The sequence below is a fragment of the Streptomyces bluensis genome (genome assembly GCF_014650715.1).
Lineage (GTDB): Bacteria > Actinomycetota > Actinomycetes > Streptomycetales > Streptomycetaceae > Streptomyces > Streptomyces bluensis.
Window position 1 is genome coordinate 930,188 of record NZ_BMVM01000001.1, and the last position, 25,322, is coordinate 955,509.

Genomic DNA, 25,322 nt, shown 5'->3' on the forward strand with positions numbered 1-25,322 from the left:
CCGGCTCCGCCGTGTGCTCCCCGGCAGCCGTGCGCACACCCGCCGGTTGTGTCGCACGCTGGGCTTGGAGGCCCTTCTTCTGGAGCGCTCGTTCCGAGGCTTTCTACGGAGGCGCCATGCGTACTCGGCACACGCCCCTCAGCGCGGACTTCCTGCTGCTAGTGGTGACCTCGGCGGCACTCGTGGCCGGCGGTGCCGCCTGGCTGGCAGGAGCGCCGGACGTGGCGCACCTGTGCTGGGCGGCGGGAACCGTGGCGGCCGTCGTGCCCTCCGTGGCCTGGATCCTGCGTACGCTGCACCAGGGCCACGTGGGCGTCGATGTGATCGCCGTGCTCGCCCTGGGCGGCACGCTCGCCGTACGGGAGTTCCTGGCCGGCGCCCTGATCGCCCTGATGCTGGCCACCGGCCGGACGCTGGAGACCGCCGCGCAGCGCCGGGCCTCACACGATCTGAGTGCGCTGCTCCAGCACGCGCCGCGATCGGCCCGTCTGCGCACCGGCTCCACGGTGCGCACGGTGCCCCTCGCCGAGGTCCGTGTGGACGACTCACTCGTGGTCGGTCCGGGCGAGGTGGTCCCCGTGAACGGCCGGGTCACCGGCCGGAACGCCCTGATCGACGAATCGGCGCTCACCGGCGAATCGCTCCCGGTGGAGCGCGCCGTCGGCCAGTCCGTCCGCAGCGGCGCCGTCAACGCCGGCGGCGCCTTCGACCTGCTCGCCACCGCCACCGAGCAGGACAGCGCCTACGCGGAGATCGTCCGTCTGGCCCGGCAGGCCGGTGCCGCGTCGGCCCCCGTGGTGCGGCTCGCCGACCGGTACGCCGCCTGGTTCGTGCCCCTGTCCCTGGTGGTGGCCGCTCTGGCCTGGGCGGTCGGCGGCTCGGCGACGTCGGCCGTCGCGGTCCTCGTGGTGGCCACTCCCTGCCCGCTGTTGCTCGCCGCACCGGTGGCCATCGTCTCCGGGCTGTCCCGGGCCGCCCGCCGTGGTGTGGTGGTCCGGGACGGTGGGGCCCTGGAGTCCCTGGGCCGGGCACGCACCCTCGTGCTGGACAAGACCGGGACGCTGACGACCGGCCGTCCACGCGTCGTGGAGGTGTCCGCCGCGCCCCGCCACGAGTCGGCGGAGGTGCTGCGCCAGGCGGCGTCCCTCGACCAGTTCTCGCCGCACGTTCTGGCTCAGGCGCTCGTCGACGAGGCACACCGGCGCGGGTTGCGGTTGTCGCTGCCGAGGGACGTGCAGGAGGATCCTGGGCGGGGAGCCACGGGAACCGTGGACGGCCACCGGGTGAGGATCGGCCGGGCGCACATCGGGCCGGACAGTCCCGCCTGGGTCCGCGCGGTCGACAACCAGGCGGTGCTTGACGGTGCGACGGTGGTCTGGGTGACCGCCGACGGCGACGTCACCGGCGCCGTGCTGCTGCGCGATCCCTTGCGCCATGACGCTCCGAGGACCCTGCGGCGGCTGCGCGCGGCGGGTATCGGGCGGCTGCTGATGCTCACCGGCGACCGCGCCGAACCCGCCCGCGAAGTCGCCGCCGTGCTCGGCCTCGACGGTGTGGCGACCGAACAGAGCCCTGCCGACAAGGTCGCGGCGGTACGCGCGGAACGTGCTCACGCGGTCACTGTCATGGTGGGCGACGGCGTCAACGACGCGCCCGCGCTCGCGGCCGCCGACATCGGTGTCGCCATGGGTGCCCGCGGCTCCAGCGCCTCGTCCCAGGCCGCGGACGTCATCCTCACCACGGACCGGGTGGACCGGCTGGCCGACGCGATGAGCATCGCCGTACGGGCCCGGCGCATCGCGGTGCAGAGCGCGCTGGGCGGCATGCTGATGTCGCTCGCCGCCATGGTGGCGGCGGCGTTCGGCCTGCTGCCTCCGGCGGCCGGCGCTCTGCTCCAGGAGGGCATCGACGTCGCCGTCATCCTCAACGCGCTGCGCGCCCTGCTCCCGGACCGTGCCGCCCGACGGTCCCTCACCCCCGCCACGGAGGATCTCGTCCACCGCTTCGCGGCCGAGCACGACGATCTCCAGGAGGTGGTGGAGGCGGTGCGCACCGCGGCCGACCTGCTGTCCGGGGCGTCGGAGGAACAGGCGCGGGCGGCGGTCCAGCGTGTGCACCGCCTGCTCACCGACCAGTTGCTGCCCCATGAGCACGCCGAGGAGCACCAGCTCTATCCCGCCCTCGCCGACACACTCGGCGGCCCCGAGTCCACGGCCACGATGAGCCGGGCCCACGCCGAGATCGAACGCCTCGCCCACCGCATCGCCATCCATCTCACCCTCACCGACGCCGAGGGCAGGCTGCGCCCGGAGAACATCCAGGACCTGCGCGCCTGCCTGTACGGCTTGTACAGCGTGCTGCGACTGCACTTCACGCAGGAGGAGGAGAACTACTTCTCGCTGGCACCGTGAGGGGTCACAGGCGGATGACGACGAGGGCGACGTCGTCGGGGGCGCCACCGGCGACGCCGAGGCGGTCCAGCAGCCCGTCGGCCAGCGGGCCGGGGGCGAGGGCGCCTTCCTCAGCCAGCGCCGTGGTCAGACGCGCCAGGCTGACGTCGATGTCCTCGTCGCGGCGCTCGATGAGGCCGTCGGTGTACAACACGAGGGTGTCTCCCCGGCCGTAGGACAGGCCGGCCTGGGGGCGGGGGACATGGCGCATGCGGGCGCCGAGCGGTGGATCGGTGGCCTGGTCCAGCAGCTCGCAGCTCCCGTCGGTGTGGAGCAGGACGGGCGGCGGGTGCCCGGCGTTGCTGTAGATGATCAGTCTGGAGCGGGGGTCGATGAGTACCTTGACCGCGGTCGCGGCCGTGGCGCCTTCCAGGGAGCGGGCGTACAGACCGAGGACTTCCAGAGCCTGGGCGGGGCTGGGGACGGCGCGGATGGCCGCGCTCAGGGCGCTGCGGAGCATGCCCATGACGGCGGCGGCGTGCAGTCCGTGGCCGATGACGTCCCCGACCGCCGCGGCATAGCGGTCGGGCGGCAGGTCGACGACGTCGTACCAGTCGCCGCACACGTTGAGCGAGCTGGTCGCCGGCAGGTACCGCACGGCGATGTTCTCGGTGTACCGGTGCAGGTCGGGGACGTTGAGCATGGCTTCCTGGAGGGTGACGGCGACCTGTCGTTCACGGGCGTGGGCCTCGCGCAGCTCCTGGTTCAGCCGGTGCAGCTCCCGGGCCCGTACGTACAGCTCGGCCGCCATGCCCTTCTCACGCTCGGTGAAGTCCGCGGAGAGCTCGCGGGCCCGGTGCGAGCGGACGAAGGCGGTGACGTCCTCGGCCCGCTGGACGACCCACTGCACCGTGCCGTCGGATCCGGACAGCGGGGTGAGGATCTCGGTCCACCATCGCTCCTCGAATCCGCCCGGCCGGTCGGGAGCGGGCATGTCGTACCGCTGGAGCACCAGGGTTTCCGGTTTGCCCGTGTCCAGGACGCGGCGCAGTGCCGCCTTCACGTTCCGCTCCGCGTCGTCGTCGGGGGCGCCGGGGTTTTCCGGCAGGGCGTCGAAGAAGTACTTCCCGACCAGTTCCTCACTGGTCCGTCCGGTGGACTGCGTGCCTGCCGGGTTGGCGTAGCGGATCACCAGGTCCGTGTCGAGCACCAGGTACGGGCTTGGTGTGGCGTCGAAGAAGGCCGTGAAATCGATGTCCGCTGTCATGACGCGCTCTCCGTGGCCTGCGAGCGCGACCACCCGCCGCACGTCCAGTCTACGAGCGACGCACGGCCCGGGCTCGCCGGACGGGCAACCGAGGGCTCCAAGTGGCGCGGTGAGTCGGGCTGCGATCGACCGTCGAGAACCGCAGGGCGAGCCTCATCACGGCAGAACACGCCTACCGTGCTGCCCACCCGGTCGAGTGAGAGGGACACCGTGTGACACCGTGTTCTCCTACTGAACGTTGTACGACACCTCATTCGATCGGGGCTAGGACCGGGGGTTTTCTATGATTGCGGGCATCGATTTCAGCACGGAACCAGCACGGGGTCGCTGGCGCACTGACTCAGTGCTGGCCGGCCTGCGTCGAGCACGCTCCGTTGGCCCCGTCGGCATCCGCACATGGTTGCTCAGTGTCACCAACGGTCTGAGCTGAGCCTCACGCCACGGTGCCTTCGCCCCCGTGACCCGCCAGGCGGACCGATGAGCGTGTACTCGCCTTACTGAGGCAACGCGAGCGCCCATGCGTACTTGCGTGCGTCCATACCCGCGCTCGTGCGGTGCCGAGCCATCTCAACACCAAGGTCCCGGCCATCCCCACCGGGAACCGCACGGTGACCATCGCCGGCGGCAGCCACGTACTCGACGTGAAGAGCGCAAGCCTCGCGAACGACGCCGAGATCATCCGCTGGCCCAGCACCGGCGGCACCAACCAGCGCTTCGCGTTCGTGCCCCTCGGTGACGGATACACGCGGATCGTCAGCCAGGCGAGCGGCAAGGACGTCGTCATCAGGTCGGCCTCCCGCGACGCGGGCGCGAAGGCCATCCAGTACTCGTACGAGGCCAACGCGAACACCAACGACGAATGGCTGGCGGAAGACGCGGGCAACGGCCGTGTCCGGCTCCTCAACCGCCACAGCGGTCTCTAGCGCCCGTTCGACGACGCCGACCATCAGCTGTTCAACGTCTCCTGACGTGAATCCCGTCAGCACCACGGTAGGCCTTCTCTGCACACAGGTCTCGCGCCTGAAAAGCGTGCGACAACGGCGGCTGGCACAGGGCCCGGCCCGTCCGCATGGGCCGGTGAGGCTGTTCCGGCCGTACAACTACCCCGGCCGCGCCCTGCCGTGCCGTCCCAGCCCCTGCGGTGCCGTCGCGGCTCCGCCCCGTGGCGGCGCGGCCTTCACTCGCTCCGCACGCGGCTACAGGACGGCCAACTGCACTCTCGCACATCCAATGTCTGGCTCGACGTCAGTGCGCCGGCCGGACACACATCCGGCGTCAGCCGAGCATTTCGTGTCGCAAGACTAGACAGAGGCAACGTTCATATCCGTTAATCCATCCCATGTATGAGTGGAGAGGGCCGATGGACCGAGACTCGAAGGGGCCGAGACTCCTGTCGCCCCCGGGACTCCTTGCGCAGCCTGGCTGCGATGTCGTCGCCCTGCTGGACGAATGGCGCCACTTCTCCTCAACGAAAGGTGCAAGATGTCCTCTTCCGTCAGCAGACGGCGCCTACTGCAAGTAGTCGGGGCCGCCGGCGCCGCTTCTGCCACCGGATCCTTCATCGGCGCATCTCCCGCCCGCGCAGCGGCCGTTCCTCCGGCAAGGGCCGATATCGGGGTCTTGGCACACCCATTCGAACTCGGCCAGGTCCGGCTCTCCGCGAGCCGGTGGCTGGACAACCAGAACCGTACGCGGAACTACCTGCGGTTCGTCGACGTCGACCGGCTGCTGTACAACTTCCGCGCGAACCACCGGCTGTCCACCAACGGCGCGGCTGCCACGGGCGGCTGGGACGCGCCGACGTTCCCCTTCCGCACCCACGTCCAAGGGCACTTCCTCACGGCATGGGCACAGCTGTACGCGGTGACCGGGGACACCGCCTCCCGGGACAAGGCCACCTACATGGTTGCGGAGCTGGCCACATGCCAGGCCAACAACAGCGCCGCCGGTTTCAACGCCGGGTACCTCTCCGGCTATCCCGAGTCCGACTTCACCGCCCTTGAGCAGCGGACCCTGAACAACGGCAACGTGCCGTACTACACCCTCCACAAGACCCTCGCCGGCCTGCTGGACGTATGGCGCCACATCGGCAGCACGCAGGCCCGGGACGTGCTGCTCGCCCTGGCGGGATGGGTCGACTGGCGAACCGGCAGGCTGACCGGCCAGCAGATGCAGGCCATGCTGCAAACCGAGTTCGGCGGCATGAACACCGTGCTGACCGATCTCTACCAGCAGACAGGCGACGCGCGGTGGCTCACCGTCGCCCGGCGGTTCGATCACGCCGCGGTGTTCGACCCCCTGGCGTCCGGCCAGGACCAGCTGGGCGGACTGCACGCCAACACCCAGGTACCCAAGTGGATCGGGGCCGCCCGGGAGTACAAGGCCACCGGCACCACCCGCTACCGGGACATCGCCACCAACGCCTGGAACATCACCGTCAACTCGCACACCTATGCCATCGGCGGCAACAGCCAGGCGGAGCATTTCCGCGCCCCGAACGCCATCGCCGGCTTCCTGAACAAGGACACGTGCGAAAGCTGCAACACCTTCAACATGCTCACCCTCACCCGGGAACTGTTCGCCCTGGACCCGAACCGAGTCGCACTGTTCGACTACTACGAGCGGGCATGGCTGAACCAGATGATCGGCCAGCAGAACCCTGTCGACGACCACGGCCACATCACCTATTTCACCCCGCTCAACCCAGGAGGCCGACGCGGCGTGGGCCCGGCGTGGGGCGGCGGCACTTGGAGCACCGACTACGGCACCTTCTGGTGCTGCCAGGGCACGGGCCTGGAGATGCACACCAGGCTGATGGACTCCATCTACTTCCGCAGTGACAACACCCTGATCGTGAACATGTTCGTGCCCTCGGTGCTCAACTGGTCGGAGCGCGGAATCACGGTCACCCAGACCACGACATACCCCGCAAGCGACACCACGACCCTGCAGGTCACCGGCAACGTCAGCGGAACCTGGGCGATGCGCATCCGCATCCCGAGCTGGACCGCCGGGGCCACCGTCAGCGTCAACGGCGTCGCGCAGAGCATCACCACCACGCCCGGCAGCTACGCCACCCTGAGCCGGTCGTGGGCCTCCGGCGACACGGTGACCGTCCGCCTGCCCATGCGGGTCATCATGCGAGCGGCGAACGACAACGCGAACGTCGCCGCGATCACCTACGGCCCGGTGGTCCTGTCCGGCAACTACGGCGACTCCGCGCTCAGCTCCCTCCCGTCGCTGAACACGTCCTCGATCACACGGACCAGCAGCACGTCACTCGCTTTCACCGCCACCGCCAACGGCTCCACCGTCAACCTGGGCCCGTTCCACGACGCGCACGGCCACAACTACACCGTCTACTGGAACGCCGGCGGCACCGTCCGTCTCGCCAACGTGGGCAGCGGTCTCGTGCTGGGCGTCCAGAACATGTCCACGGCCAACGGTGGCCGCGCTCTGCAGTGGCACGACTCGGGCACTGCCGACCACGACTGGCAAATGATCAACGACGGGAACGGGTTCCGCTTCCGTAACGCCCACAGCGGCAAGGTGCTCGGTGTCCAGGACATGTCCACAGCAGACAACGCGGCCGTACTCCAGTGGTCGGACAACGGCACCGCCGACCACCGATGGACGCTGCTCGACCAGGGAGACGGGACCTACAAGATTCGCAACGAGAACAGCGGCAAGCTGCTCGCCATCGCGAACAACTCCACCGCTGTCGGCGCGTTCGCCGTCCAAGACTCGGACAACGGCACCGCCGACAACCGATGGCGCATCGTGAGGAGCTGAGGCCCACCCCGGAAGCAGATTGTGGTCGCTCTCCACCCTCCCGCTTGCTCGTCACTTCGACCTTCGTTCGACATGACGAACATCACGGGTCGCAGTGCATCACCAGTCCAGCCAGCCCCTGACCGGGGCAACGGGAACCGCTTACTCAAGGAATGAGATCCCATGCGCAGAGGTAGTTTCAGCCGCAGGCATCTGACCGTGGTGCTCGCGGCCCTGGTCGCTTCGGCGGCGACGCTCGTCGCCAACCCGGCTCAGGCGGCCACCAGCGGCGCCTTGCGCGGCGTTGGTTCCGGCAGGTGTCTCGATGTGGCGGGCGCCGGCCAGACCGAGGGCACGAACGTGCAGCTCTGGGACTGCACGGGCGGGACCAACCAGCAGTGGACGCTGACGGACAACAACCAGCTGACCGTGTACGGCAACAAGTGCCTGGACGTACCGGGTCACGCCACCACGGCCGGTACCCGGCCGGTGATCTGGGCCTGTAACGGCGGTACGAACCAGCAGTGGCGGGTGAACGCCGACGGCACGATCGTCGCCGTGGAGTCCGGGCTGTGCCTGGACGTGTCAGGCGGCGCTACGGCCAACGGCACGGCGGTGCAGCTATGGAACTGCAACGGCGGCAGCAACCAGAAGTGGACCGGCCTGTCCGCACCGCCGGGCGGCACGTGTGCTCTTCCGTCGACGTACCGGTGGAGCTCGACCGGCCCGCTGGCGCAGCCGGCGAACGGGTGGGCCTCGCTGAAGGACTTCACCACCGTGACGTACAACGGCAAGCACCTCGTCTACGCGACCGCTTCTGACGGATCGTCGTGGAAATCGATGGGGTTCAGTCCCTTCACGAACTGGTCGGACATGGCGTCGGCCGGCCAGACCCAGATGAGCCAGGGCGCGGTGGCTCCCACGCTGTTCTACTTCGCGCCCAAGAACATCTGGGTGCTGACCTCAAACGGGTGGGGTACCCAATGGCCCTTCGTCTACCGCACGTCGAGCGATCCCACCAACCCCAACGGCTGGTCCGCGCCGCAACCGCTGTTCACCGGCAGCGTCCCCAACGGCAGCGCGATCGACCCGACCATGATCGCCGACGGCCAGAACATGCACATGTTCTTCGCTGGTGACAACGGCGAGATCTACCAGTCGACCATGCCGATCGGGAACTTCCCGGCCAGCTTCGGCTCGTCGTACACGACGATCATGAGAGACACGGTGAAGAACCTGTTCGAGGCTCCGCAGGTCTACAAGGTCCAGGGCCAGAACCAGTACCTCATGATCGTTGAGGCTCGGGGTGCGACTGAGCAGCGGTTCTTCCGCTCGTTCACGGCCCCCGGCCTGAACGGCCCGTGGACCCCGCAGGCCGCCACCGAGAGCAACCCCTTCGCCGGCAAGGCCAACAGCGGTGCCACCTGGACCAACGACATCAGCCACGGTGACCTGGTCCGCAACAACCCCGACCAGACCATGACCATCGACCCCTGCAACCTGCAGTTCCTGTACCAGGGCCTGTCCCCCGACACACCGTCGGGCACCCCCTACATCCAACTGCCGTACCGGCCGGGCCTGCTCACCCTGCAGCGCTGACCCGAGGGCACACGACCAGAAGCTTGTGACCGTGCCTCTCAGGCACGGTCACAAGCGGCTTGCGCCTTGTCTCCCAGGAAGAAGGACCCCTACATGGCCCCCATACACAGACGACTGCTGCGTCTCCTCGTAGCCACCGCACTGACGGTCACCGCGTCCGTGACGGCCTCCGCCGGCACGACCGCCGAGGCCGCGCCGGGCAGCCCCGCGCTCACCCCTCCGCTGGGCTGGAACAGCTGGAACAGCTTCGGATGCGGGATCACCGAGGCCCAGGTCCGCCAGGCCGCCGACGCGATGGTGTCCTCGGGCATGAAGGACGCCGGCTACCAGTACGTGGTGGTCGACGACTGCTGGTTCGACCCGCAGCGCGACGCGGCGGGCAACCTCCGCGCCAACCCGACCAAGTTCCCCAGCGGCATGAAGGCGCTCGGGGACTACATCCACAGCAAGGGCCTGAAGTTCGGCATCTACCAGGCGCCCAACGAGAAAACCTGCGCACAGGGCGTGGGCACCTACCCCGGCTCCACCGGCAGCAAGGGCCACGAGGCCCAGGACGCCGCCGCCTTCGCCTCATGGGGCGTCGACTACCTCAAATACGACTGGTGCTCCGGCAACGGCACCCTCAACGAGCAGATCGCACAGTTCACCATCATGCGCGACGCCCTGCGCGCCACGGGGCGGCCGATCGTCTACAGCATCAACCCCAACAGCTTCCACGCCCCCACCGGCGACACGTACAACTGGAGTGAGGTCGCCGACCTGTGGCGGACGACCGAGGACCTGCTCGACATCTGGCAGAACAACAACACCAACAGCTATCCGATGGGCGTCGGCAACGTCCTGGACGTCACCGCGCCGCTGGCCGCTCAGTCGGGTCCCGGACACTGGAACGACCCCGACATGCTGGTCGTCGGCCGCCCCGGCCTGTCACTGACCGAGTCCCGCTCCCACTTCGCCCTGTGGTCGCTGCTGGGTGCCCCGCTCATGGCCGGCAACGACATCCGCACCATGTCCGCCGACGTGAGCGCGATCCTGCGCAACCCCCGTCTGCTGGCGGTGAACCAGGACCGGCTGGGTGCGGGCGGGCGCCGGGTGCGCGACGACGGCAACACCGAGGTGTTCGCCAAGCCCCTGTCCGACGGCTCGGTCGCCGTGGGCCTGTTCAACCGGGGAGAAAGCACCGCGACCGTCACCGCCACGGCCGCGCAAGTCGGCCTCACGGGCGGGCCGTTCACCCTCACCGACCTGTGGACCGGCGGCACCTCCAGCACCTCCGGCCAGATCTCGGCGAGCGTCCCCGCGCACGGTGTCGCCGTGTTCAGGATGACCGGCGGCAGCCCGCTGGCCTCCACCACCGCACGACTGCGCGGTACCGGGTCCGGCCGCTGCCTGGACGTGGATCGCGCCTCCACCGCGGCCGGGACGACGACGCTGATCTGGGACTGTCACACGGCCGCCAACCAGCTGTGGACCACATGGGCCGGCGGCGAGATCCGCGTCTACGGCGACAAGTGCCTCGACGCCTACGACCAGGGCACCACCAACGGCACCCGGGTCATCATCTGGCCCTGCAACGGCCAGACCAACCAGAAGTGGACCGTCGGCTCCGACGGTTCGATCCGCAACGTCCACTCCGGGCTGTGCCTGGACGTCGACGGGGCCGGCACCGCGAACGGGACCCCGCTGGTCCTGTGGACCTGCAACGGCCAGACCAACCAGAAGTGGACCGCACTGCCGTAACCCTCCCTCCCCTGCCGCACAGTAGACGCCCGACCGGAAGGCCGCAGTCCCGCGAAAGCTGTCCCGTGGTCGACCAGTTCGAGGAGGTTTTCACCCTGTGCCGGGACGCCGGGGAGCGGGCCCGCTTCATCGAGATGCGGCTGTCCGCCCGCGCCCCGGACAGGCGGCTGAAGGTGCTCACGGCGGGGGCCCACGGTCCATCACAGGCACCCCGCCATTCGGCCCTCGTTCCACACATCGCACGACCCGGCCTGGCTGACAGTGAGTTGCGGCGGGGGATGTCGCGGCGGACAGACACCGACCCACGTCAGCGCGGGAGAGGGGTTCGAGCCGACCCGCTCGGTGCGTGCCCCCACCCCCACCCGTTCTGCCCGTACGTGAGGCGGCCGCCAAGCCGAAGGAAGGCGCTGTGGCCGAGCTGCTGACACGAACGGCGATCAGGCCCGCTGATTCAGCTACCACTCGCAGAAGAGGACACCTGTATGAGAAAGTCCTGGATCCTGCCCCTGTTCACGCTTGTCGCCGCCACGCTCGGGGTGACGGCGGCAGGTGAGGCCCGTGCCTCCGCCGCCCCCAACACCCCTTTGCGGGTAATGCCGTTGGGTGACTCCATCACCTGGGGGGTGGGAAGCAGCACGGGCAACGGTTACCGGGGTCCGCTGTGGAACCAGCTTGCGGCGGACGGCCACCCGCTGGACTTCGTCGGCACGGTGCGGGGCGGGTCGATGTCCGACCCCGACAACGAAGGCCACTCCGGATACCGTATCGACCAGATCGCCGCCCTCGCCGACGCCTCACTGACCCGCTACCGGCCCAACGTCGTGACGCTGCATATCGGTACCAACGACCTTCAGGGGGCCTCCGAGGTCGACAGCGCCATCGCCCGGCTGAGGTCGCTGGTCAACCAGATCACCGCCGACGTCCCCGACGCAACCGTCCTCGTCGCCTCCCTGGTCGTGTCCACCAGCAGCTCGGAGGAACGGTGGCGGGGCGCGTACAACCAGGCCGTCCGCCAAATCGTCAGCGACGCACAGGCCACGGGCAGACGCGTCGCATTCGTCGACATGAGCGGCTTGACCACGGCCGACCTGGCCGACCCCCTGCATCCCAACGACGCCGGCTACCAGAAGATGGCCGACGCCTTCCACCGAGGCGTCCAGGCCGCGGACAGCGCAGGGTGGCTGAGGAACCCCGCCCCCGCCCCCGCCCGCGTACAGTCCGGCATCGTCGGCAAGTGCATGGACGTCAACGGCGCCGGCACCGCCGACGGGACCGCCGTCCAGACGTGGAGTTGTGGCGACAGCGCCAACCAGTACTGGTCCGCCTACACCGACGGCACCCTGCGCTCCATGGGCAAGTGCCTCGACGCCGCCGGCGGGGCCACCGCCAACGGCACCAAGATTCAGCTCTGGTCCTGCCACGGCGGCGCCAACCAGGTCTGGCAGCCCTACAACGGCGGCTACCGCAACCCCGCCTCCGGCCGCTGCCTCGACATTCCGGGCTCGTCCACAGCTGACGGCGCGCAACTCCAGCTGTGGGACTGCAACGGCGGCTCCAACCAGAAGTGGACCACTCTGACCGCCGGATGAACCCCACGCCCGGGGCCCGAGCCCGGCTCGGGCCCCGGGCGAAACGACGCGTGGGACGGCAGGCATGAGACTGCCCAAGCCATCCGCGCGGGCGGCCTGGAGCGCCACACCGCCGAAGGGATCCTCGCCCGGACCTGCCCCGGGAGGTCGCCGACCGCGCCGTCCACGCAGGCGGGCCGACCATCGAGGTCGCGCACCTCTACCCCGTGCCGCACACCCGCGTGGTCGTCGATGGCGTGTACGCCGACTCCTTCCGCACGGGCGGCGCCCGCCCGTCACTTCCGCACTGTCGTCCCGAAGGGCAGGGGTTCGCCCGAGCGCAAGTGTTCCCGCAGCCACTGCTCGGTGTTGCTCACGTGCAGCAGTGCGGCGGCCTGGCTGAGGGTGGCGTCACGGGTGGACAGGGCGTTGAAGATCGCCTCGTGCTCGGCGAGGGTGCGGCCAGCGGCCTTGTCGTCGACGAGACCGCGCCAGATGCGGGCGCGCAGGGTGCGGCCGGAGACCCCTTCGAGGAGGGTGAGGAGGCTTTCGTTGCCCGTGGCCGAGACGACGGCCCGGTGGAAGGCGGCGTCGTGGGCGTTGAGCCGTTCGACGTCGTCGTGGGCCTCGCGCATGGCGTCCAAGTGCCGCTTGACCTCGGCCAGCTGTTCCTCGGAGATCCGGGTGGCGGCAAGCGCCGTGGCGACCGGTTCGAGGAGCCGCCGTACCTCCATGAGGTCCTGAAGGGCGGCCGAGTCGCCCTGCAACAGCTCCACCGCGCCGCCGAGCCCCTCCAACAGCAGGCTCGGCTGGAGGCTGGTCACATAGGTGCCGTCGCCTCGCCGGACTTCCAGAACCCGCGCGACGGCCAGTGCCTTGACCGCTTCCCGGGCGAGATTGCGCGACAGGCCCAGCTGGGCCGCCAGGTCCGGCTCCGGCGGCAGCTTCGAGCCCGGCGGCAGGGCACCGGTCCGGATCAGCTCACGGATCTGCTCGATGGCCTTGTCCGTCAGAGACACCGCGCATCCCTCCCCCCATCGTGCCCCGAGAGCACGTCCGACCTGATCAGCCCCTGAGCGCGGAGATCGTGCCAGAGAGCTTCAGGCACGCGCTGATCTTTCAGTTTCACGTTCCGTACGACCTGTTCCGGGGCTGCATGCCGAGGGTGACGTTGATGATACTGGGATGCGATCGCCCGGACACGGGCGATCACGGCCGGCGGGGCGTCCTGGTAGTCGTACTTCAGGCCCTCGGCGGGGTTCGGCGGCCGGAGCACGGCGGATCGTGCCCGCGTTGGTGACCAGGATGTCCACCGGTCACTCGCGCCCGGCGAACTCGGCGCCCAGAGCCCGTACGGCCTCGGCATCGGCGAAGTCGGTCAGGATCGCCTCGAACGTGCGGCCGGCGGCGAGAACGTCCTTCTCCACGCGGCTGCCGGACTCCTCCAACGACGCACTGACTCCCATGACGTCCGCGCCTGCCCCGGCGAGGGCGCGTGCCATGGCCCGGCCGATGCCACGGCGGGCACCGGTGACGACGGCCAGCTTGCCGGTGAGGCCGAAGGCGCTCATGCGGTGGCTCCGGCCGGGACCGTGCCGTCCGCGACCAGGGCCGCGGCGCGCTCGAAGTCGCCGTGGTCGTACAACCGGGCACCGGCCAGGGTGAGTTCGCGCCAGAAGAAGCGACGGAGGTTGACCTCGCGCCTGCGCGGTCCCGCAGCGGGAGATGTTTCGGCTCGACGACATCTGCGCATCACCATCGATCAGAGATGGGATGTTTATAGGCCAGATTTCGATGCACTGTCCAGTCTCCTGCGCGACCTTGCAGCAGGGTCCCAATTCATGTGACTCAGCGATGGCGGAGTGACACCCCGCAAGCAAGATTCATCCCATCAAGCATCACTGTGGGACAAGCGCAATCAGCCATGAGGGCCAGACAGACATGCCATGTCTAGCCAGTCGAAAATTGCCATAAACATGCTTCAAAGGGGACTAAATGCCTGACCAGTCGGTGCTTTTCATCCCTGCACACCGGTTGACATCCCAGGAAGACATGGCGGACCTTCATGCGTAACAAGCGGCGACCCATGCACAGCAGCCACGCCGACTCGTGTCCTCCCGCGCTCCCCTGTCCCCTTCTGCACCAGGGATGTCCCCATGCCGAGTTCGTTCAACAGACGCAACTTCCTGGCCAGTGCCACCTGCGTCGCCGCGGCGGCCGTTGCCGGAGGTGGGTTCGGCGCCGGCATCGCCCAGGCGGCGCCCAACACCTACACGCCGGACTGGAACTCCGTCGACCAGCACCCGCCGGCCCCGGAGTGGTTCCAGGACGCCAAGTTCGGCGTCTACTTCCACTGGGGCGTCTTCAGCGTCCCCGCTTACGGCAACGAGTGGTATCCGCGGAACATGTACGAGGCAGGCAACAACGCCAACCAGCACCACATCGCGACCTACGGCCGGCCCTCGGCATGGCCTTACCACAACTTCATCAACGGTGCTCAGGACCTGGCGGGCAACTTCGTGCAGTTCGCGCCGAAGCTGAAGTCGGCCGGCGGGAAATTCGACCCCGGCGAGTGGGTCCAGCTCTTCGTCGACGCCGGCGCCAGGTTCGCCGGCCCGGTCGCCGAGCACCATGACGGCTTCTCCATGTGGGACAGCCAGGTCAACGAGTGGAACTCGGTCAAGAAGGGCCCGGGCCTTGACCTGCTGAAGCTCTTCTCCACGGCCATCCGCGCGAAGGGCCTGAAGGTGCTGGTGGCCATGCACCACGCGTACAACTTCACCGGCTTCTACGAGTACGCCCCCACCCAGACGGACCCCAGCCTCAAGAAGCTCTACGGACAGCTGGGGTCGGCCGCGGAGAACCAGCTGTGGTTCGACAAGCTCAAGGAGGTCGTCGACCGCGCCCAGCCCGACATCCTGTGGCAGGACTTCAATCTGGACGCCGTCGACGAGCAACAGCGCCTGAACTTCCTCGCGTACTACTACAACCAGGCCAACGCCTGGGGCCGTGAGGTCGTCGCCACGTACAAGGACGGCATGAACGGCAAGGGCGAGGTCTTCGACTACGAGCGCGGCGGCCCAGCCGACCTGACCACCCCGTACTGGCTGACCGACGACAGCATCTCCAGCAGCAGCTGGTGCTACACGCAGGGCATCGGCTACTACACCATCCAGCAGATGCTGCACTCGTTCATCGACCGGGTCAGCAAGAACGGCAACGTGCTGCTGAACATAGCGCCGATGGCCGACGGCACCATCCCCCAGGCGCAGAAGGACATCCTGCTCGGCATCGGAGACCACCTGAAGCGCTTCGGCGAGTCGGTGTACGCGACCCGCGCCTGGACCGCGTACGGCGAGGGCCCGACGAAGATGGGCGGCGGCTCGTTCACCACCCCGCACGCCGGCACGCCGCAGGACATCCGCTTCACCCGTGACAAGGCGAACACCGTCCTGTACGCCACCGTCCTGGGCTGGCCGGGCAACTCGCTGACGATCAAGACACTGAGCTCGGAGCGGATCAACCTCTCCTCGCTGACCTCGGTGAAGCTCCTCGGCACCATCGCCGGCACCTACATCGACCTGCCCACACCGGCCCAGAACTCCTCCGGTCTCACGGTCACCCTGCCTTCCTCGGCGCCGTACAGTGCGAACGCCTACGTCCTGAAGCTGGCTTTCTCCGGCACGATCCCGGCGCTGCGGCCGCTCGCGGGAGCCGTCGCGTTCGCGGACGTCAACTACACCGGCAATGCCGGCGTGTTCGCCGTGGGCGACTACACCGCGGCCGACCTGACCGCCGCCGGACTGGGCGCGGGCACGCTCTCCTCCCTGCGGCCGGCGCCCGGCTACCAGGTGATCGGCTACTCCGGTGACAACTTCACCGGCACCTCCTGGACCTTCACCACCGACAAGCCCGACCTGCGGGTCACCGGCAACAACGACCGGATCACGTCGCTGAGGGTCCAGTTCAACCCGGCGACGTACTTCCGGATCACCAACGCCACCAGCGGGCTCGCCCTGGACAGCGGCGGCAACGTGGCCTCCGGGTCCACCCTGAAGCAGTGGACCTGGGACGGCAGTACCCACCTGCAATGGCAGGCGGAGGCGGTCGGGGGCGGCTACTACCGGCTGGTCAACCGCACGAATGGCATGGTCGCCGACGGCTGGGGCGCCACTTCCGACGGCTCTCCGGCCCGCCAGGCCCCCTGGAACGGCGGCACCAACCAGCAGTGGAAGATCACCCACCGGGGCGGTGACCACTACTCCATCGCCAACCGCACCACCGGCCTGGTCCTCGACGGCGGAGGCAACGTCAACTCGGGCTCCGTCACCAAGCAGTGGACGTACGGCAGCAGCACCAACCTGCTGTGGACCGTCACGGCCGTCTGACCCCCGGGACGCGCGAGCGGCTGCCCCGGCGTACTCCTCGTACGCCGGGACAGCCGCTGTGGCAGCGCGGTGGCGGTGACCGGCGCGGGCGTTATCGCCTCCGGACGGACGCGGGGCCACGCACAGTCACGGCGTCCGTGCCGTTGAGGGCGAGGACGCGGCTTCACCAACACCGTCATGGCCGACGCTACTTCCGGTCCTGGACCTCGGGCAGCCTCGCCGGTTCCTGGACGCCCCTGGCCGCATCCCGAGAGCAACCCGTTCGCACGGGCGAGCAACGTCTCCATGCCAGCTCCAGTACCAAGCACCGCCGTGGTGATCTTGCGCATCTTGCTTTTGACCATGGTGGCCCTTCCATGGGAGGGGGTAAATGTGGGGGGTTTCTACCGCGCCAGGGCAGGGGGTGCGTGGTGTCGGCGTAGTAGACGCCCGGTTCAGCCGACGGCGGCCCCGAGCCACATCGCTCAGGTCGAGCATCAGGCGGGCTCCCCGTACTGCACTCCGCGTCCGTTGGTGGAGATGTAGACCCGGCCGTACACGCGCGGGTCACCGGTGATGGCGGCTCCGGTCCAGCCCCACTGGTGCTGGTCGTCGTTGATCCGCGTCCAGGTCTTCGCCTCGTCGTCGGAACGGTAGATGGCGTTGAAGCTCTCGACGGCGCCGACCATGTAGATCGCCGGGTAGGAAATGCCCCTGGCGGCCTTGCCGAAGCCCAGGGTGTGCGCGGCATGGCAGCTGCTGACCTTGGCGAAGGCCGCGCCTCCGTCGCTCGAACGGTACAGGCCGTTCCCCTTGAGGCTGAGCCACAGGTCGCCGGTGCGGCCCGGAGCAGCCGTCAGCTGGAACTCGCTGTCGCCCGCGCTCAGGCCGGTGGCACGCGCGGTGAAGGTCCGGCCGCTGTCGATGCTGGCGAACACCGTGCCGGTCGTGGTGTCGAAGGCGTAGAAGCGGGTCGGGTCGACGGGGTCGGCGATCGGGGCGGCACCCTTCGGGAAGGACGCGACCTTGGACCAGGTGGCGCCGTTGTCGGCCGAGCGGTATCCGGGGTTCGCCGTGCCGAAGGACCAGAGCAGCACGCTGCCGTCGGCGCTGGTGGCGATCGGCCCCGGTGCTTCCTTGGCGACGGCGGGCTGCGTCTCGAAGGGGGCCCAGGTCTTGCCGCCGTCGTTCGAGTAGGCGCCGTTGCCGTGGTCGCCCCAGCCCGCCCGGACCACGTACGCCGGCTTGGCCGCGGCCAGCGACAGGCCGGTGGAGGTGCCGAACACCGGGTTCGACGCCATGCCGCGCGACGGCGACGCCGTGAGCCGCTCGTGGTACATCACACCGATGTCCCCGGACCCGCTGAGCAGGTGTGCCTCACCGGTCGGAGGCGAGACCAGCTGGCGGATAGACGCCTCCTCCAGGCCGCGGATCTGCGGGGCCCAGTTCTTCAGGTCACGGGTGCTGTAGAGGGTCGCGCCGGTGCCGTAGACGATGTGCTTGGAGTCGTACGGATCGAGGGCAAGGGCCTGGATCCACCAGCCGAACTTGGGCTTGTCCCCGCCCCACTTGAGGTAAGGCGTCTCGGAGACGTCGAGGACGGCCTTGTCCTTCAGGGACGTCCAGGTGCGGCCCCCGTTCGTGGAGCGGAAGACGGTGTCGATCTCGGCCCACCGGTTGTTCGTGGACACGACGAGCGTGCCGGGGCGGCAGGCGTCGACGGCGACACCGCCGTAGCCGAAGACGTCGGTCGACCCGTCCGTCGCGGTTCCGCCCGGCTTCACCGGGGTGACATCGGTCCACTTGCCGTCGACGGTACGCAGCTTGTGCACGCTGCCGTCCGACTGCCCGTTGGGGCCGGGCGCGTTGGCATACGTCACGTACAGCTCACGCGTGTGCCGGTCGTACGCGGCGCGGATCGGCACCTTGGCCGAGGTGCCGGTGGGCTGCCCGGGGACGGCCTCCCAGGTCGTACCGTCGGACGTGCGGTACAGGTTGGGTCGTCCTGCGGTGCCGTCGGAGTCGCCCCAGCCGGCGTAGACGGTACGGCCGGCCGCGACGAGGAACGTGATGCCCTGGCCGGTGGCACTGGGCGCGGCCGGGAAGCTCACCGTCCGCCAACTGGCGCCCCGGTCGGTCGACTTGAGCAGCCCGTCGTGCCGGGTACCCAGCCACAGCGTGTCACTGTCGCGCGGATCGACGAGCAGCCGCTCCCCCGCACCCCGCCCGTCCTCGTTGGCCCCGAGCTTCACGGTGAGGTCGGTGCGCTTCCAGGTGGCACCGCGGTCCTCGGACCGCAGCACGGCTCCGTTGCCGGCCCAGGACTGGGTGTACGCGCCGAGGGTCAGGTACACCCGGTTCGGGTGGGCCGGGTCGACGGCCATGGCCTCGACGCCGAGCAGGTTCCAGTCGTCCCAGCCGAGGTGATCGGTGAGCGGGATCCAACGGTCGGTCCGGTCGTCCCAGCGGTAGGCGCCGCCGATGTCGGTGCGGGCGTAGGCGAGGCCGCGGCAGGACGGGTGGAAGAGGATGCCGGATACGAATCCGGTGCCCCCCTGGACGGCGTTGCGCCAGCGGTAGGCGGGGGCGGCGGTCCCGGTGCCGCTGCCGGCGCCCTGTGCACGTCCCTGCAGGACCGGCAGGGTGGCGACCGCGGCGGTGGCAGCGGTCCCGGCGAGCACGACTCTTCTGCCGAGGTGGAACGTGTGCATGACATACCTCTTTTTGTCCAAGGAAAGGTGAAAGTGATGCCCTCAGGGCGCGGAGCGGTATCGCTGTGCGGCTCCGCCGTGTGAGCGCGAAGAACCCCGACGAAGTCGCAGACCTAGGACCGACGGCCCTACGGCGCGAGGCGGGCGGGGTGGGGTCCAGGGCGTCAGCCCTTAACCGCTCCGGTGAGCATGCCCTTCCTGAAGTGCCGCTGGGCGAACGGGGGAATCGACCGCGACGGGAATCAATGCGAGAACCATGACCGCCATCTGCAACCCCGACGCGGAGAGTTGACCGGTGCGGACCGCCGGGGACGTGTCCCGTCGGGTCTGCTCCCGGCCGTGATGGACATCATCGGTGCCGTAGGGCGCGGCCGCGACGTCGGCGGCGGCCAGCGCGTTCTCCACGGTCTCCTTTCGAGGCACCCTTGCGGATCACCGACCAGAACCCCGCCGGCTGGCCGGCGTACAGCGGCGGGTTGCCGCCGTCGGCGCCGAAGTAGTCCATGCCCTCGATCAGGAACTCCGAGTTGGACTGAACCTGTTCGCCGGTACGCGAACCGGTATCCGAACCACCGCAGGCGGCGAGCAGCGGCATCCCACCGGCCACCGCTGCGGTGGCGACCGCCGTGGAGGCGAGGAAGCCTCTCCGGCTGGGTCCGGAGGAGGTGGAGACGGCGTTCGGCGTCATTGCGTCAACCCTTCATGGCGCACCTGGACACCCGGCGGTGGCCGTCGACTGCGGGGTGTCGTGACTTGAGCTGCTGAACTGAGAGCGGACATCCCGTTACTACGAGGGGATCTGTAGTCGAAGCGCTTCGATTTTCAAGTGAGGTTAGGTGAGCACCCTTGGGCGCACAAGGGTCGCTTCCAAGATTCCTCCGAGGCGCTGGAGGAGACTTTCGCTATGACCCGCTTGATGTAATCAAGTTGATCTCTTGACGTTCCCCTTGCGCCAGCCGGGCGTCGAAGCGCTTCGAACAGCCTGCTCCTATCCTGTCCCCCGATGGCTCGGGGAGGGTGCGGACTGGCATCGCAGGCCGCCCGGCGCCCGGCGCCCGAAGCACCGCTGACGATTGCGGCGCGCCCATGACGGCTCGGGCAGGTGAACGCAGCCTGCTTCGAAACGCGTCATTGACGGTCCACCGCCACTATCTGCCCGTACGTCGGAAGGCACGACCACCCCGACATCCACAGTGGCCCAGTCCCGTCACGTCCCGGGTGAAGCCGGGCACGAGGTCTACCTCCTTGGGGTCGGCCTTGAGGTAGACGAGGAGCTTGGTCTTCTGGGGCGGGCAGACGCAGGCGAAGTTCCGCAGACGCTGATACGCCCGGTACTGCTTGCGCTGCACCCGGCTGAGCCGTCCCCGAGGCCGAGCAGCACCTCATCGACCGCCTCGGCCGGCTCCGCCAGCGCCCCGCCCTGCCCACGGACGGGCGGCAGCCCGGGCCTGGGACGCGGCCGATACCCCGAGCCGGTCGCGGACCAGGTGCCGGAAGGCGTCCTTGTGAGCCATGAGCCACGACATGCAGTAGAGGCCCTGGTTGATCACCCGGCGTCGGTGCCGCGCTTGTACTCGACGACCACCGGCGCCCCGTTCTCATCGAGCCCCAGCGAGTCGATCCGTCTCCTCCGTCCGCCGTCAGCACAGTCGATGACGTACTCACTCGCCAGGAACCGCACCCCCCAGCACCGCCTCCATGTGCGCTTCGACGAACCATGCCGCCGCACACCACCACTACCGAAACCACCCCCGCCGAGCTCTACGCGAACTCGCTCTCACGGACTGAGCACGCATCACACCTGCCCTGCCGGCACGTTCCGGTTCACCCGCTCCGAACCGTCGTGATCGACGGTGGTGATCTGCAACCGCTCGCGATGCATGCTGACTCCGGCGTAGCCCGACATTGAGGGCCTCCTTCCCGGGCTCGTAGACAACCGGATGATTCAGTGGGGCATCATTCGAGGTGAACGCCAGCAGTTCAGAGGGCTCCAACCGGAGCGACAGGTCGGGCTACGATCAATCATCGAGAACCACGGGCGAGCCTCACCTGCACTGAGGGCGGCTGACGAGGCGTCAGCTAAGTCAGCAAGGAGTCAGCATGAGTCCGATCAGACCTGACCACAGGCGGCTACACACGCAAAATGATTGAGTCCGTAGATGTGCGCCGTGACGTGGCAGAACACGCCTACAGAGCCGATCCGGTAGAGTGAGAGGGACACCGTGTTCTACTACGTGCTCAAGTACGTGCTTCTGGGGCCACTGCTGCGACTGGTCTTCCGGCCCCGGATAGAGGGCCTCGAACACGTGCCGTCGTCGGGCCCGGCCATCATCGCGGGCAACCACCTGTCGTTCTCGGACCACTTCCTGATGCCCGCCGTGCTGAAGCGGCGCATCACCTTCCTCGCGAAGGCCGAGTACTTCACTGGTCCGGGCATCAAGGGCTGGCTGACGGCCCACTTCTTCCGCAGCGCCGGGCAGATCCCGGTCGACCGCTCCGGCAAGGACGCGGGCCAGGCCGCGATCCGCGAGGGCCTGGGCGTCCTGAGCAGGGACGAGTTGCTCGGCATCTACCCGGAGGGCACGCGCTCGCACGACGGCCGCCTGTACAAGGGCAAGGTCGGCGTGGCGGTCATGGCGCTGAAGGCCGGGGTCCCGGTCATCCCGTGTGCCATGATCGGCACCTTCGAGGCGCAGCCGCCGGGCAAGGTCATCCCGAACATCCACCCGGTGGTCATCCGCTTCGGCAAGCCCCTCGACTTCTCCCGGTATGCCGGTATGGAGAACGAGAAGGCCATCCTGCGCGCCGCCACCGACGAGATCATGTACGCGATCCTCTCGCTCTCCGGTCAGGAGTACGTCGACGAGTACGCGGCCGTGGTCAAGGCGCAGCAGTCCGAAGGGAGCGCGGCGAACGCGGCGCAGGCGAAGGAACGCAGGTTCCCGCGGATGCCGCTCAGCTGACGGGTCGCCGCTCGGGGCGCGGGCCGTGCCGGCCGCGTGCCGCCTCGCCCGTCTGCTCTGCTCCGCTCTGCTCTCAGCCAAGTCACCTGGGGACAGCGCCGCCGGGCCCGTACGGTCGCCTCATGAGACGAGCTGTGGTGATCGGAGCGACAGGGCAGATCGGGCGCGTGGCCGTGGGCGTGCTGGCGCGGGACGGCTGGGACGTGACGGCCGTCTCACGGGGCGGTGGACGGGACGACGGGTGGCCGGACGGGGTGCGTGCCGAGGCGGCCGACCGGGCGGACGACGCCGCGCTGGCCGCCGTCATCGGCGACGGCTGCGACGTGCTCGTGGACATGGTCGCCTACGGCCCGGAGCACGCACGCCAGTTGACCTCCCTGTCCGACCGGATCGGCTCGGCGGTGGTGATCTCCAGCGTGGCGGTGTACGAGGACGCCAGGGGCCGCACCTTCGACACCCAGGCGGAGCCGGACGGCTTCCCCGAGTACCCCGTGCCCCTCACCGAGGAACAGCGCACGGTCCGGCCGGGCGAGACCTCGTACGGCACCCGCAAGGCGGGCCTGGAGCGCGACCTCCTCGCCGCCGCCGACCGGCTGCCGGCCACGCTGCTGCGCGCGGGCGCGATCCACGGGCCGTACTGCCGCACGCCCCGCGAGCTGTACTTCGTGAAGCGCAACCTGGACGGGCGCCCCCGGCGCGTCCTCGCCCACGGCGGGGAGAGCCGCTTCCATCCGGCGAGCGTCCACAACATCGCCGAACTCATCCGGCTGGCCGCCGCACGGCCGGGCTCGCGCGCCCTCAACGCCGTCGATCCCGACGCGCCGACGGTGGCGGAGATCGCGGCGGCGATCGACGCCGTGATGGGCGTCAGTTCGCAGAGCGTGCTGGTCGACGGCCCCGCCCCGTCCCCCACGGTGGGCGACACACCGTGGTCGGTCCCCAGGCCCGTGGTCTGCGACATGTCGGCGGCCGAACAGGAGCTGGGCTACCGCCCGGTGGCCCGGTACGCGCAGACGCTCCCGGACACGGTCACCTGGATCGAGCGCCGGCTGGACGGCCGGGACTGGCGCGAGGCGTACCCCAGGATGGCCGAGGTGTACGGGGACCTCTTCGACTACGAGGCGGAGGACGCATGGCTGGCCGGCCGCCAGGCGTGAGGGAGGGAGGGGCGGCCGGAATTCCGGCCGCCCCTCCCTCCTCTTCGTGCGCCTACGGCTTCGGCGTGGCGTGCGGCGCGCACGTCACGTCGGCCCTGTCCACCTTGCCGGTGAGCAGGTAGGTGTCCACGCGGTCGTTGACGCACGGGTTCGTCAGCCCGGTGACGCCGTGCGAGCCCGCGTCCTTCTCGGTGATGAGGCGGGAGCCCTTGAACCGTTTGTGCAGTTCGACGCCGCCCTCGTACGGGGTGGCCGCGTCACGCTCGGCCTGGACGATCAGGACGGGCGGCAGGCCCTTCTCCGTCCTCACCTCGACCGGGGTGTGCTGCTTGGACCTCCAGGTGGCGCAGGGCAGGTTGAGCCAGGCGTTGGCCCAGGTCATGAACGGGTAGTCCGCGTGGAGCCGTGTGTTGTCGCGGTCCCAGAACTTCCAGCTCGTGGGCCACCGGGCGTCGGCGCACTCGACCGCGGTGTAGACGGCGGTGCCGTTCTCCGAGGCGGCGTTGCCCGCGGTGTCGGTGAGGTCCGGTGCGGCGGCGTCGACGAGTGCCTGGGTGTCACCGGCGGCGTACTCGCTCCACACGGTGGCGGTGGGCACCCACGAGGAGTCGTAGTACGGGGCGCTCTGAAAGAAGGAGATCAGCTCGGCCGGGCCGACGAGCCCTCCGATCGGGTCCTTCTTGGCGGTGGCGCGCAACTCCGTCCACTCCGCCTGTACTTCGGCCGGTGTGTCGCCGAGGTGGAACGTCGCGTCGTTCTGCGCGACCCAGCTGATCCAGTCCTTCCAGCGGCCCTCGAAGGCGACGTCCTGGTCCAGGTTGGCCTGGTACCAGATCTTCTCCCGCGACGGGTTGACGACGCTGTCGGCGACCATGCGGCGCACATGGCCTGGGAAGAGCGTGCCGTAGACGGCGGCGATGTACGTGCCGTACGAGACACCGAGGAAGTTGAGCTTCTTCTCCCCGAGCGCGGCCCGGATGACGTCCAGGTCGCGGGCGGTGTTCGGCGTCGTCATGTGCGGCAGCATCGCGCCGCTGCGCTCCTTGCAGCCGTCCGCGTACTCGGCGGCGATCTTGCGCTGGGCCCGCTTGTCGGCCTCGGAGTCCGGGACCGGGTCCATCTTGGGTGCCTTGACGAACTCCTGGGGGTCGATGCAGGAGATGGGAGCCGAGTGGCCGACGCCGCGCGGGTCGAAGCCCACGAAGTCGTACGCCTTCGACGTGTTCACCCAGAGCGGGTTCTTGGTCGTGACCCGGCGCGGGAAGCGCAGGCCCGAACCGCCCGGCCCTCCCGGGTTGTAGACGAGAGCGCCCTGCCGCTCGGAGGCGGTGCCCGTGTTGCCGACGCGGTCGACGGCGAGCTTGATCTGTTTGCCGTACGGCTTGGCGTAGTCGAGCGGCACGGTCACCCAGCCGCACTGGATCGGTTTCTCCAGGCCCCAGTCCTTGGGGCAGTCCTGCCAGTCGATGCCCTTCTTGGCGGCCCTGGCCGCGGCGGCGGCCACACCGCGCGCCTCGGGGTCCTTGACGGTGCGGGCGTCCGCGCCGGCCGGGGGCGCGGTGACGGCGCCTGCTATCAGTGCCGCCGAGACAAGCGCTCCGGCGGAACCGAACGCCGTCGCGCGCCTGGTGGGTCGCTTGCCTCTCGGGCTCATCGGGCTCTTCAGGCTCAACTGAGAACTCCCCCCTGCCTCGTTGCGAGTGGTCACGGGGGATCTTCGCCTCTGTGAGGCGGCCGCGAACAGACACGACGAGGCTTTTTTACCAACCCGATAGCCGGTGTGCGACGT

The 25,322-nt window shown here is 69.2% G+C and carries 16 protein-coding genes and 4 pseudogenes; 11 read left to right on the forward strand and 9 right to left on the reverse strand.

What is annotated here, in order from left to right; genetic code table 11:
• Window positions 1-116: 116 nt before the first annotated feature.
• Window positions 117-2,411 (forward strand): heavy metal translocating P-type ATPase, encoded by a 2,295-nt coding sequence (locus IE262_RS04245; RefSeq protein WP_134031119.1) that lies wholly within the window; start codon window positions 117-119, stop codon window positions 2,409-2,411.
• Between the two features lie 4 nt (window positions 2,412-2,415).
• Here IE262_RS04245 and IE262_RS04250 read toward each other — a convergent pair whose 3' ends face one another.
• Entirely contained in the window at window positions 2,416-3,657 is a 1,242-nt protein-coding gene (locus tag IE262_RS04250; protein ID WP_189871328.1) for a PP2C family protein-serine/threonine phosphatase, read from the reverse strand.
• A gap of 554 nt (window positions 3,658-4,211) precedes the next feature.
• Between IE262_RS04250 and IE262_RS04255 the strand changes: the two genes are divergently transcribed.
• The 6 genes from IE262_RS04255 to IE262_RS04275 all read left to right on the forward strand — a co-directional run bounded on the left by IE262_RS04255 (window position 4,212) and on the right by IE262_RS04275 (window position 12,356).
• A complete protein-coding gene (locus IE262_RS04255) occupies window positions 4,212-4,580 on the forward strand; it encodes an RICIN domain-containing protein (protein ID WP_229877086.1) in 369 nt (122 codons plus the stop codon).
• A 559-nt stretch (window positions 4,581-5,139) separates the two neighbouring features.
• The gene (locus tag IE262_RS04260; protein ID WP_189871330.1) at window positions 5,140-7,449 is read left to right on the forward strand and encodes a beta-L-arabinofuranosidase domain-containing protein; all 2,310 of its coding nucleotides are present in this window, start codon (window positions 5,140-5,142) and stop codon (window positions 7,447-7,449) included.
• Window positions 7,450-7,611: 162 nt separating this feature from the next.
• The gene (locus IE262_RS04265; RefSeq protein WP_189871332.1) at window positions 7,612-9,027 is read left to right on the forward strand and encodes a non-reducing end alpha-L-arabinofuranosidase family hydrolase; all 1,416 of its coding nucleotides are present in this window, start codon (window positions 7,612-7,614) and stop codon (window positions 9,025-9,027) included.
• A 93-nt stretch (window positions 9,028-9,120) separates the two neighbouring features.
• Window positions 9,121-10,767, forward strand: coding sequence for a glycoside hydrolase family 27 protein (locus tag IE262_RS04270; protein WP_189871334.1), 1,647 nt, complete (start codon window positions 9,121-9,123; stop codon window positions 10,765-10,767).
• A 65-nt stretch (window positions 10,768-10,832) separates the two neighbouring features.
• Window positions 10,833-11,192, forward strand: a complete 360-nt coding sequence (locus IE262_RS40500; RefSeq protein ID WP_373304964.1) for an nSTAND1 domain-containing NTPase — start codon at window positions 10,833-10,835, stop codon at window positions 11,190-11,192.
• 57 nt (window positions 11,193-11,249) lie between these two features.
• Window positions 11,250-12,356 carry a ricin-type beta-trefoil lectin domain protein gene (locus IE262_RS04275; protein WP_134031135.1) on the forward strand — a complete coding sequence of 369 codons (1,107 nt, stop codon included), beginning with the start codon at window positions 11,250-11,252 and terminating at the stop codon, window positions 12,354-12,356.
• Between the two features lie 275 nt (window positions 12,357-12,631).
• Here the strand turns inward: IE262_RS04275 and IE262_RS04280 are convergent, their stop codons facing one another.
• From IE262_RS04280 to IE262_RS04290, 3 genes and pseudogenes are all read right to left on the reverse strand, one after another.
• On the reverse strand, window positions 12,632-13,354 hold the full coding sequence (locus tag IE262_RS04280) for a FadR/GntR family transcriptional regulator (RefSeq protein WP_134031138.1): 723 nt from the start codon (window positions 13,352-13,354) through the stop codon (window positions 12,632-12,634).
• Window positions 13,355-13,654: 300 nt separating this feature from the next.
• Window positions 13,655-13,906 (reverse strand): annotated as a pseudogene (locus tag IE262_RS04285) (SDR family NAD(P)-dependent oxidoreductase); the annotation flags it as partial.
• An 11-nt stretch (window positions 13,907-13,917) separates the two neighbouring features.
• A pseudogene (locus IE262_RS04290) lies at window positions 13,918-14,055 on the reverse strand (Zn-dependent alcohol dehydrogenase); the annotation flags it as partial.
• Window positions 14,056-14,491: 436 nt separating this feature from the next.
• On the opposite strand from IE262_RS04290, the gene IE262_RS04295 reads away from it, so the two are divergent.
• Together IE262_RS04295 and IE262_RS40505 are read left to right on the forward strand one after the other, a co-directional pair.
• On the forward strand, window positions 14,492-16,723 hold the full coding sequence (locus IE262_RS04295) for an alpha-L-fucosidase (RefSeq protein WP_189871336.1): 2,232 nt from the start codon (window positions 14,492-14,494) through the stop codon (window positions 16,721-16,723).
• Window positions 16,724-16,860: 137 nt separating this feature from the next.
• Complete coding sequence (locus tag IE262_RS40505) at window positions 16,861-17,145, forward strand: non-reducing end alpha-L-arabinofuranosidase family hydrolase (protein ID WP_189871338.1); 285 nt, start codon at window positions 16,861-16,863, stop codon at window positions 17,143-17,145.
• Window positions 17,146-17,199: 54 nt separating this feature from the next.
• On the opposite strand, the gene IE262_RS04305 is transcribed toward IE262_RS40505, so the two are convergent.
• The 4 genes and pseudogenes from IE262_RS04305 to IE262_RS04315 form a co-directional block, all read right to left on the reverse strand.
• Window positions 17,200-19,413 (reverse strand): sialidase family protein, encoded by a 2,214-nt coding sequence (locus IE262_RS04305; RefSeq protein WP_189871340.1) that lies wholly within the window; start codon window positions 19,411-19,413, stop codon window positions 17,200-17,202.
• A 164-nt stretch (window positions 19,414-19,577) separates the two neighbouring features.
• Window positions 19,578-19,719, reverse strand: a pseudogene (locus IE262_RS39330) (carbohydrate ABC transporter permease); the annotation flags it as partial.
• A 43-nt stretch (window positions 19,720-19,762) separates the two neighbouring features.
• Window positions 19,763-20,101: a hypothetical protein gene (locus tag IE262_RS39335; protein WP_229877114.1), complete on the reverse strand. Its 339-nt coding sequence runs from the start codon at window positions 20,099-20,101 to the stop codon at window positions 19,763-19,765.
• Between the two features lie 460 nt (window positions 20,102-20,561).
• Window positions 20,562-21,113, reverse strand: a pseudogene (locus IE262_RS04315) (hypothetical protein).
• A gap of 522 nt (window positions 21,114-21,635) precedes the next feature.
• Between IE262_RS04315 and IE262_RS04320 the strand changes: the two are divergent.
• Window positions 21,636-22,376 carry a lysophospholipid acyltransferase family protein gene (locus IE262_RS04320; RefSeq protein WP_189871342.1) on the forward strand — a complete coding sequence of 247 codons (741 nt, stop codon included), beginning with the start codon at window positions 21,636-21,638 and terminating at the stop codon, window positions 22,374-22,376.
• Window positions 22,377-22,510: 134 nt separating this feature from the next.
• Window positions 22,511-23,533, forward strand: a complete 1,023-nt coding sequence (locus IE262_RS04325; RefSeq protein WP_189871656.1) for an NAD-dependent epimerase/dehydratase family protein — start codon at window positions 22,511-22,513, stop codon at window positions 23,531-23,533.
• 52 nt (window positions 23,534-23,585) lie between these two features.
• Here the strand turns inward: IE262_RS04325 and IE262_RS04330 are convergent, their stop codons facing one another.
• Complete coding sequence (locus IE262_RS04330; protein WP_189871658.1) at window positions 23,586-25,187, reverse strand: alpha/beta hydrolase; 1,602 nt, start codon at window positions 25,185-25,187, stop codon at window positions 23,586-23,588.
• Window positions 25,188-25,322 lie beyond the last annotated feature (135 nt).

Excerpts from the sequence above, each read along its gene's own strand:
- IE262_RS04245 (WP_134031119.1), top strand. The coding sequence starts at position 117 with ATGCGTACTCGGCACACGCCCCTCAGCGCGGACTTCCTGCTGCTAGTG.
- IE262_RS04250 (WP_189871328.1), bottom strand. The coding sequence starts at position 3,657 with ATGACAGCGGACATCGATTTCACGGCCTTCTTCGACGCCACACCAAGC.
- IE262_RS04260 (WP_189871330.1), top strand. The coding sequence starts at position 5,140 with ATGTCCTCTTCCGTCAGCAGACGGCGCCTACTGCAAGTAGTCGGGGCC.
- IE262_RS04265 (WP_189871332.1), top strand. The coding sequence starts at position 7,612 with ATGCGCAGAGGTAGTTTCAGCCGCAGGCATCTGACCGTGGTGCTCGCG.
- IE262_RS04270 (WP_189871334.1), top strand. The coding sequence starts at position 9,121 with ATGGCCCCCATACACAGACGACTGCTGCGTCTCCTCGTAGCCACCGCA.
- IE262_RS04275 (WP_134031135.1), top strand. The coding sequence starts at position 11,250 with ATGAGAAAGTCCTGGATCCTGCCCCTGTTCACGCTTGTCGCCGCCACG.
- IE262_RS04295 (WP_189871336.1), top strand. The coding sequence starts at position 14,492 with ATGCCGAGTTCGTTCAACAGACGCAACTTCCTGGCCAGTGCCACCTGC.
- IE262_RS04305 (WP_189871340.1), bottom strand. The coding sequence starts at position 19,413 with ATGCACACGTTCCACCTCGGCAGAAGAGTCGTGCTCGCCGGGACCGCT.
- IE262_RS39335 (WP_229877114.1), bottom strand. The coding sequence starts at position 20,101 with ATGACGCCGAACGCCGTCTCCACCTCCTCCGGACCCAGCCGGAGAGGC.
- IE262_RS04330 (WP_189871658.1), bottom strand. The coding sequence starts at position 25,187 with ATGAGCCCGAGAGGCAAGCGACCCACCAGGCGCGCGACGGCGTTCGGT.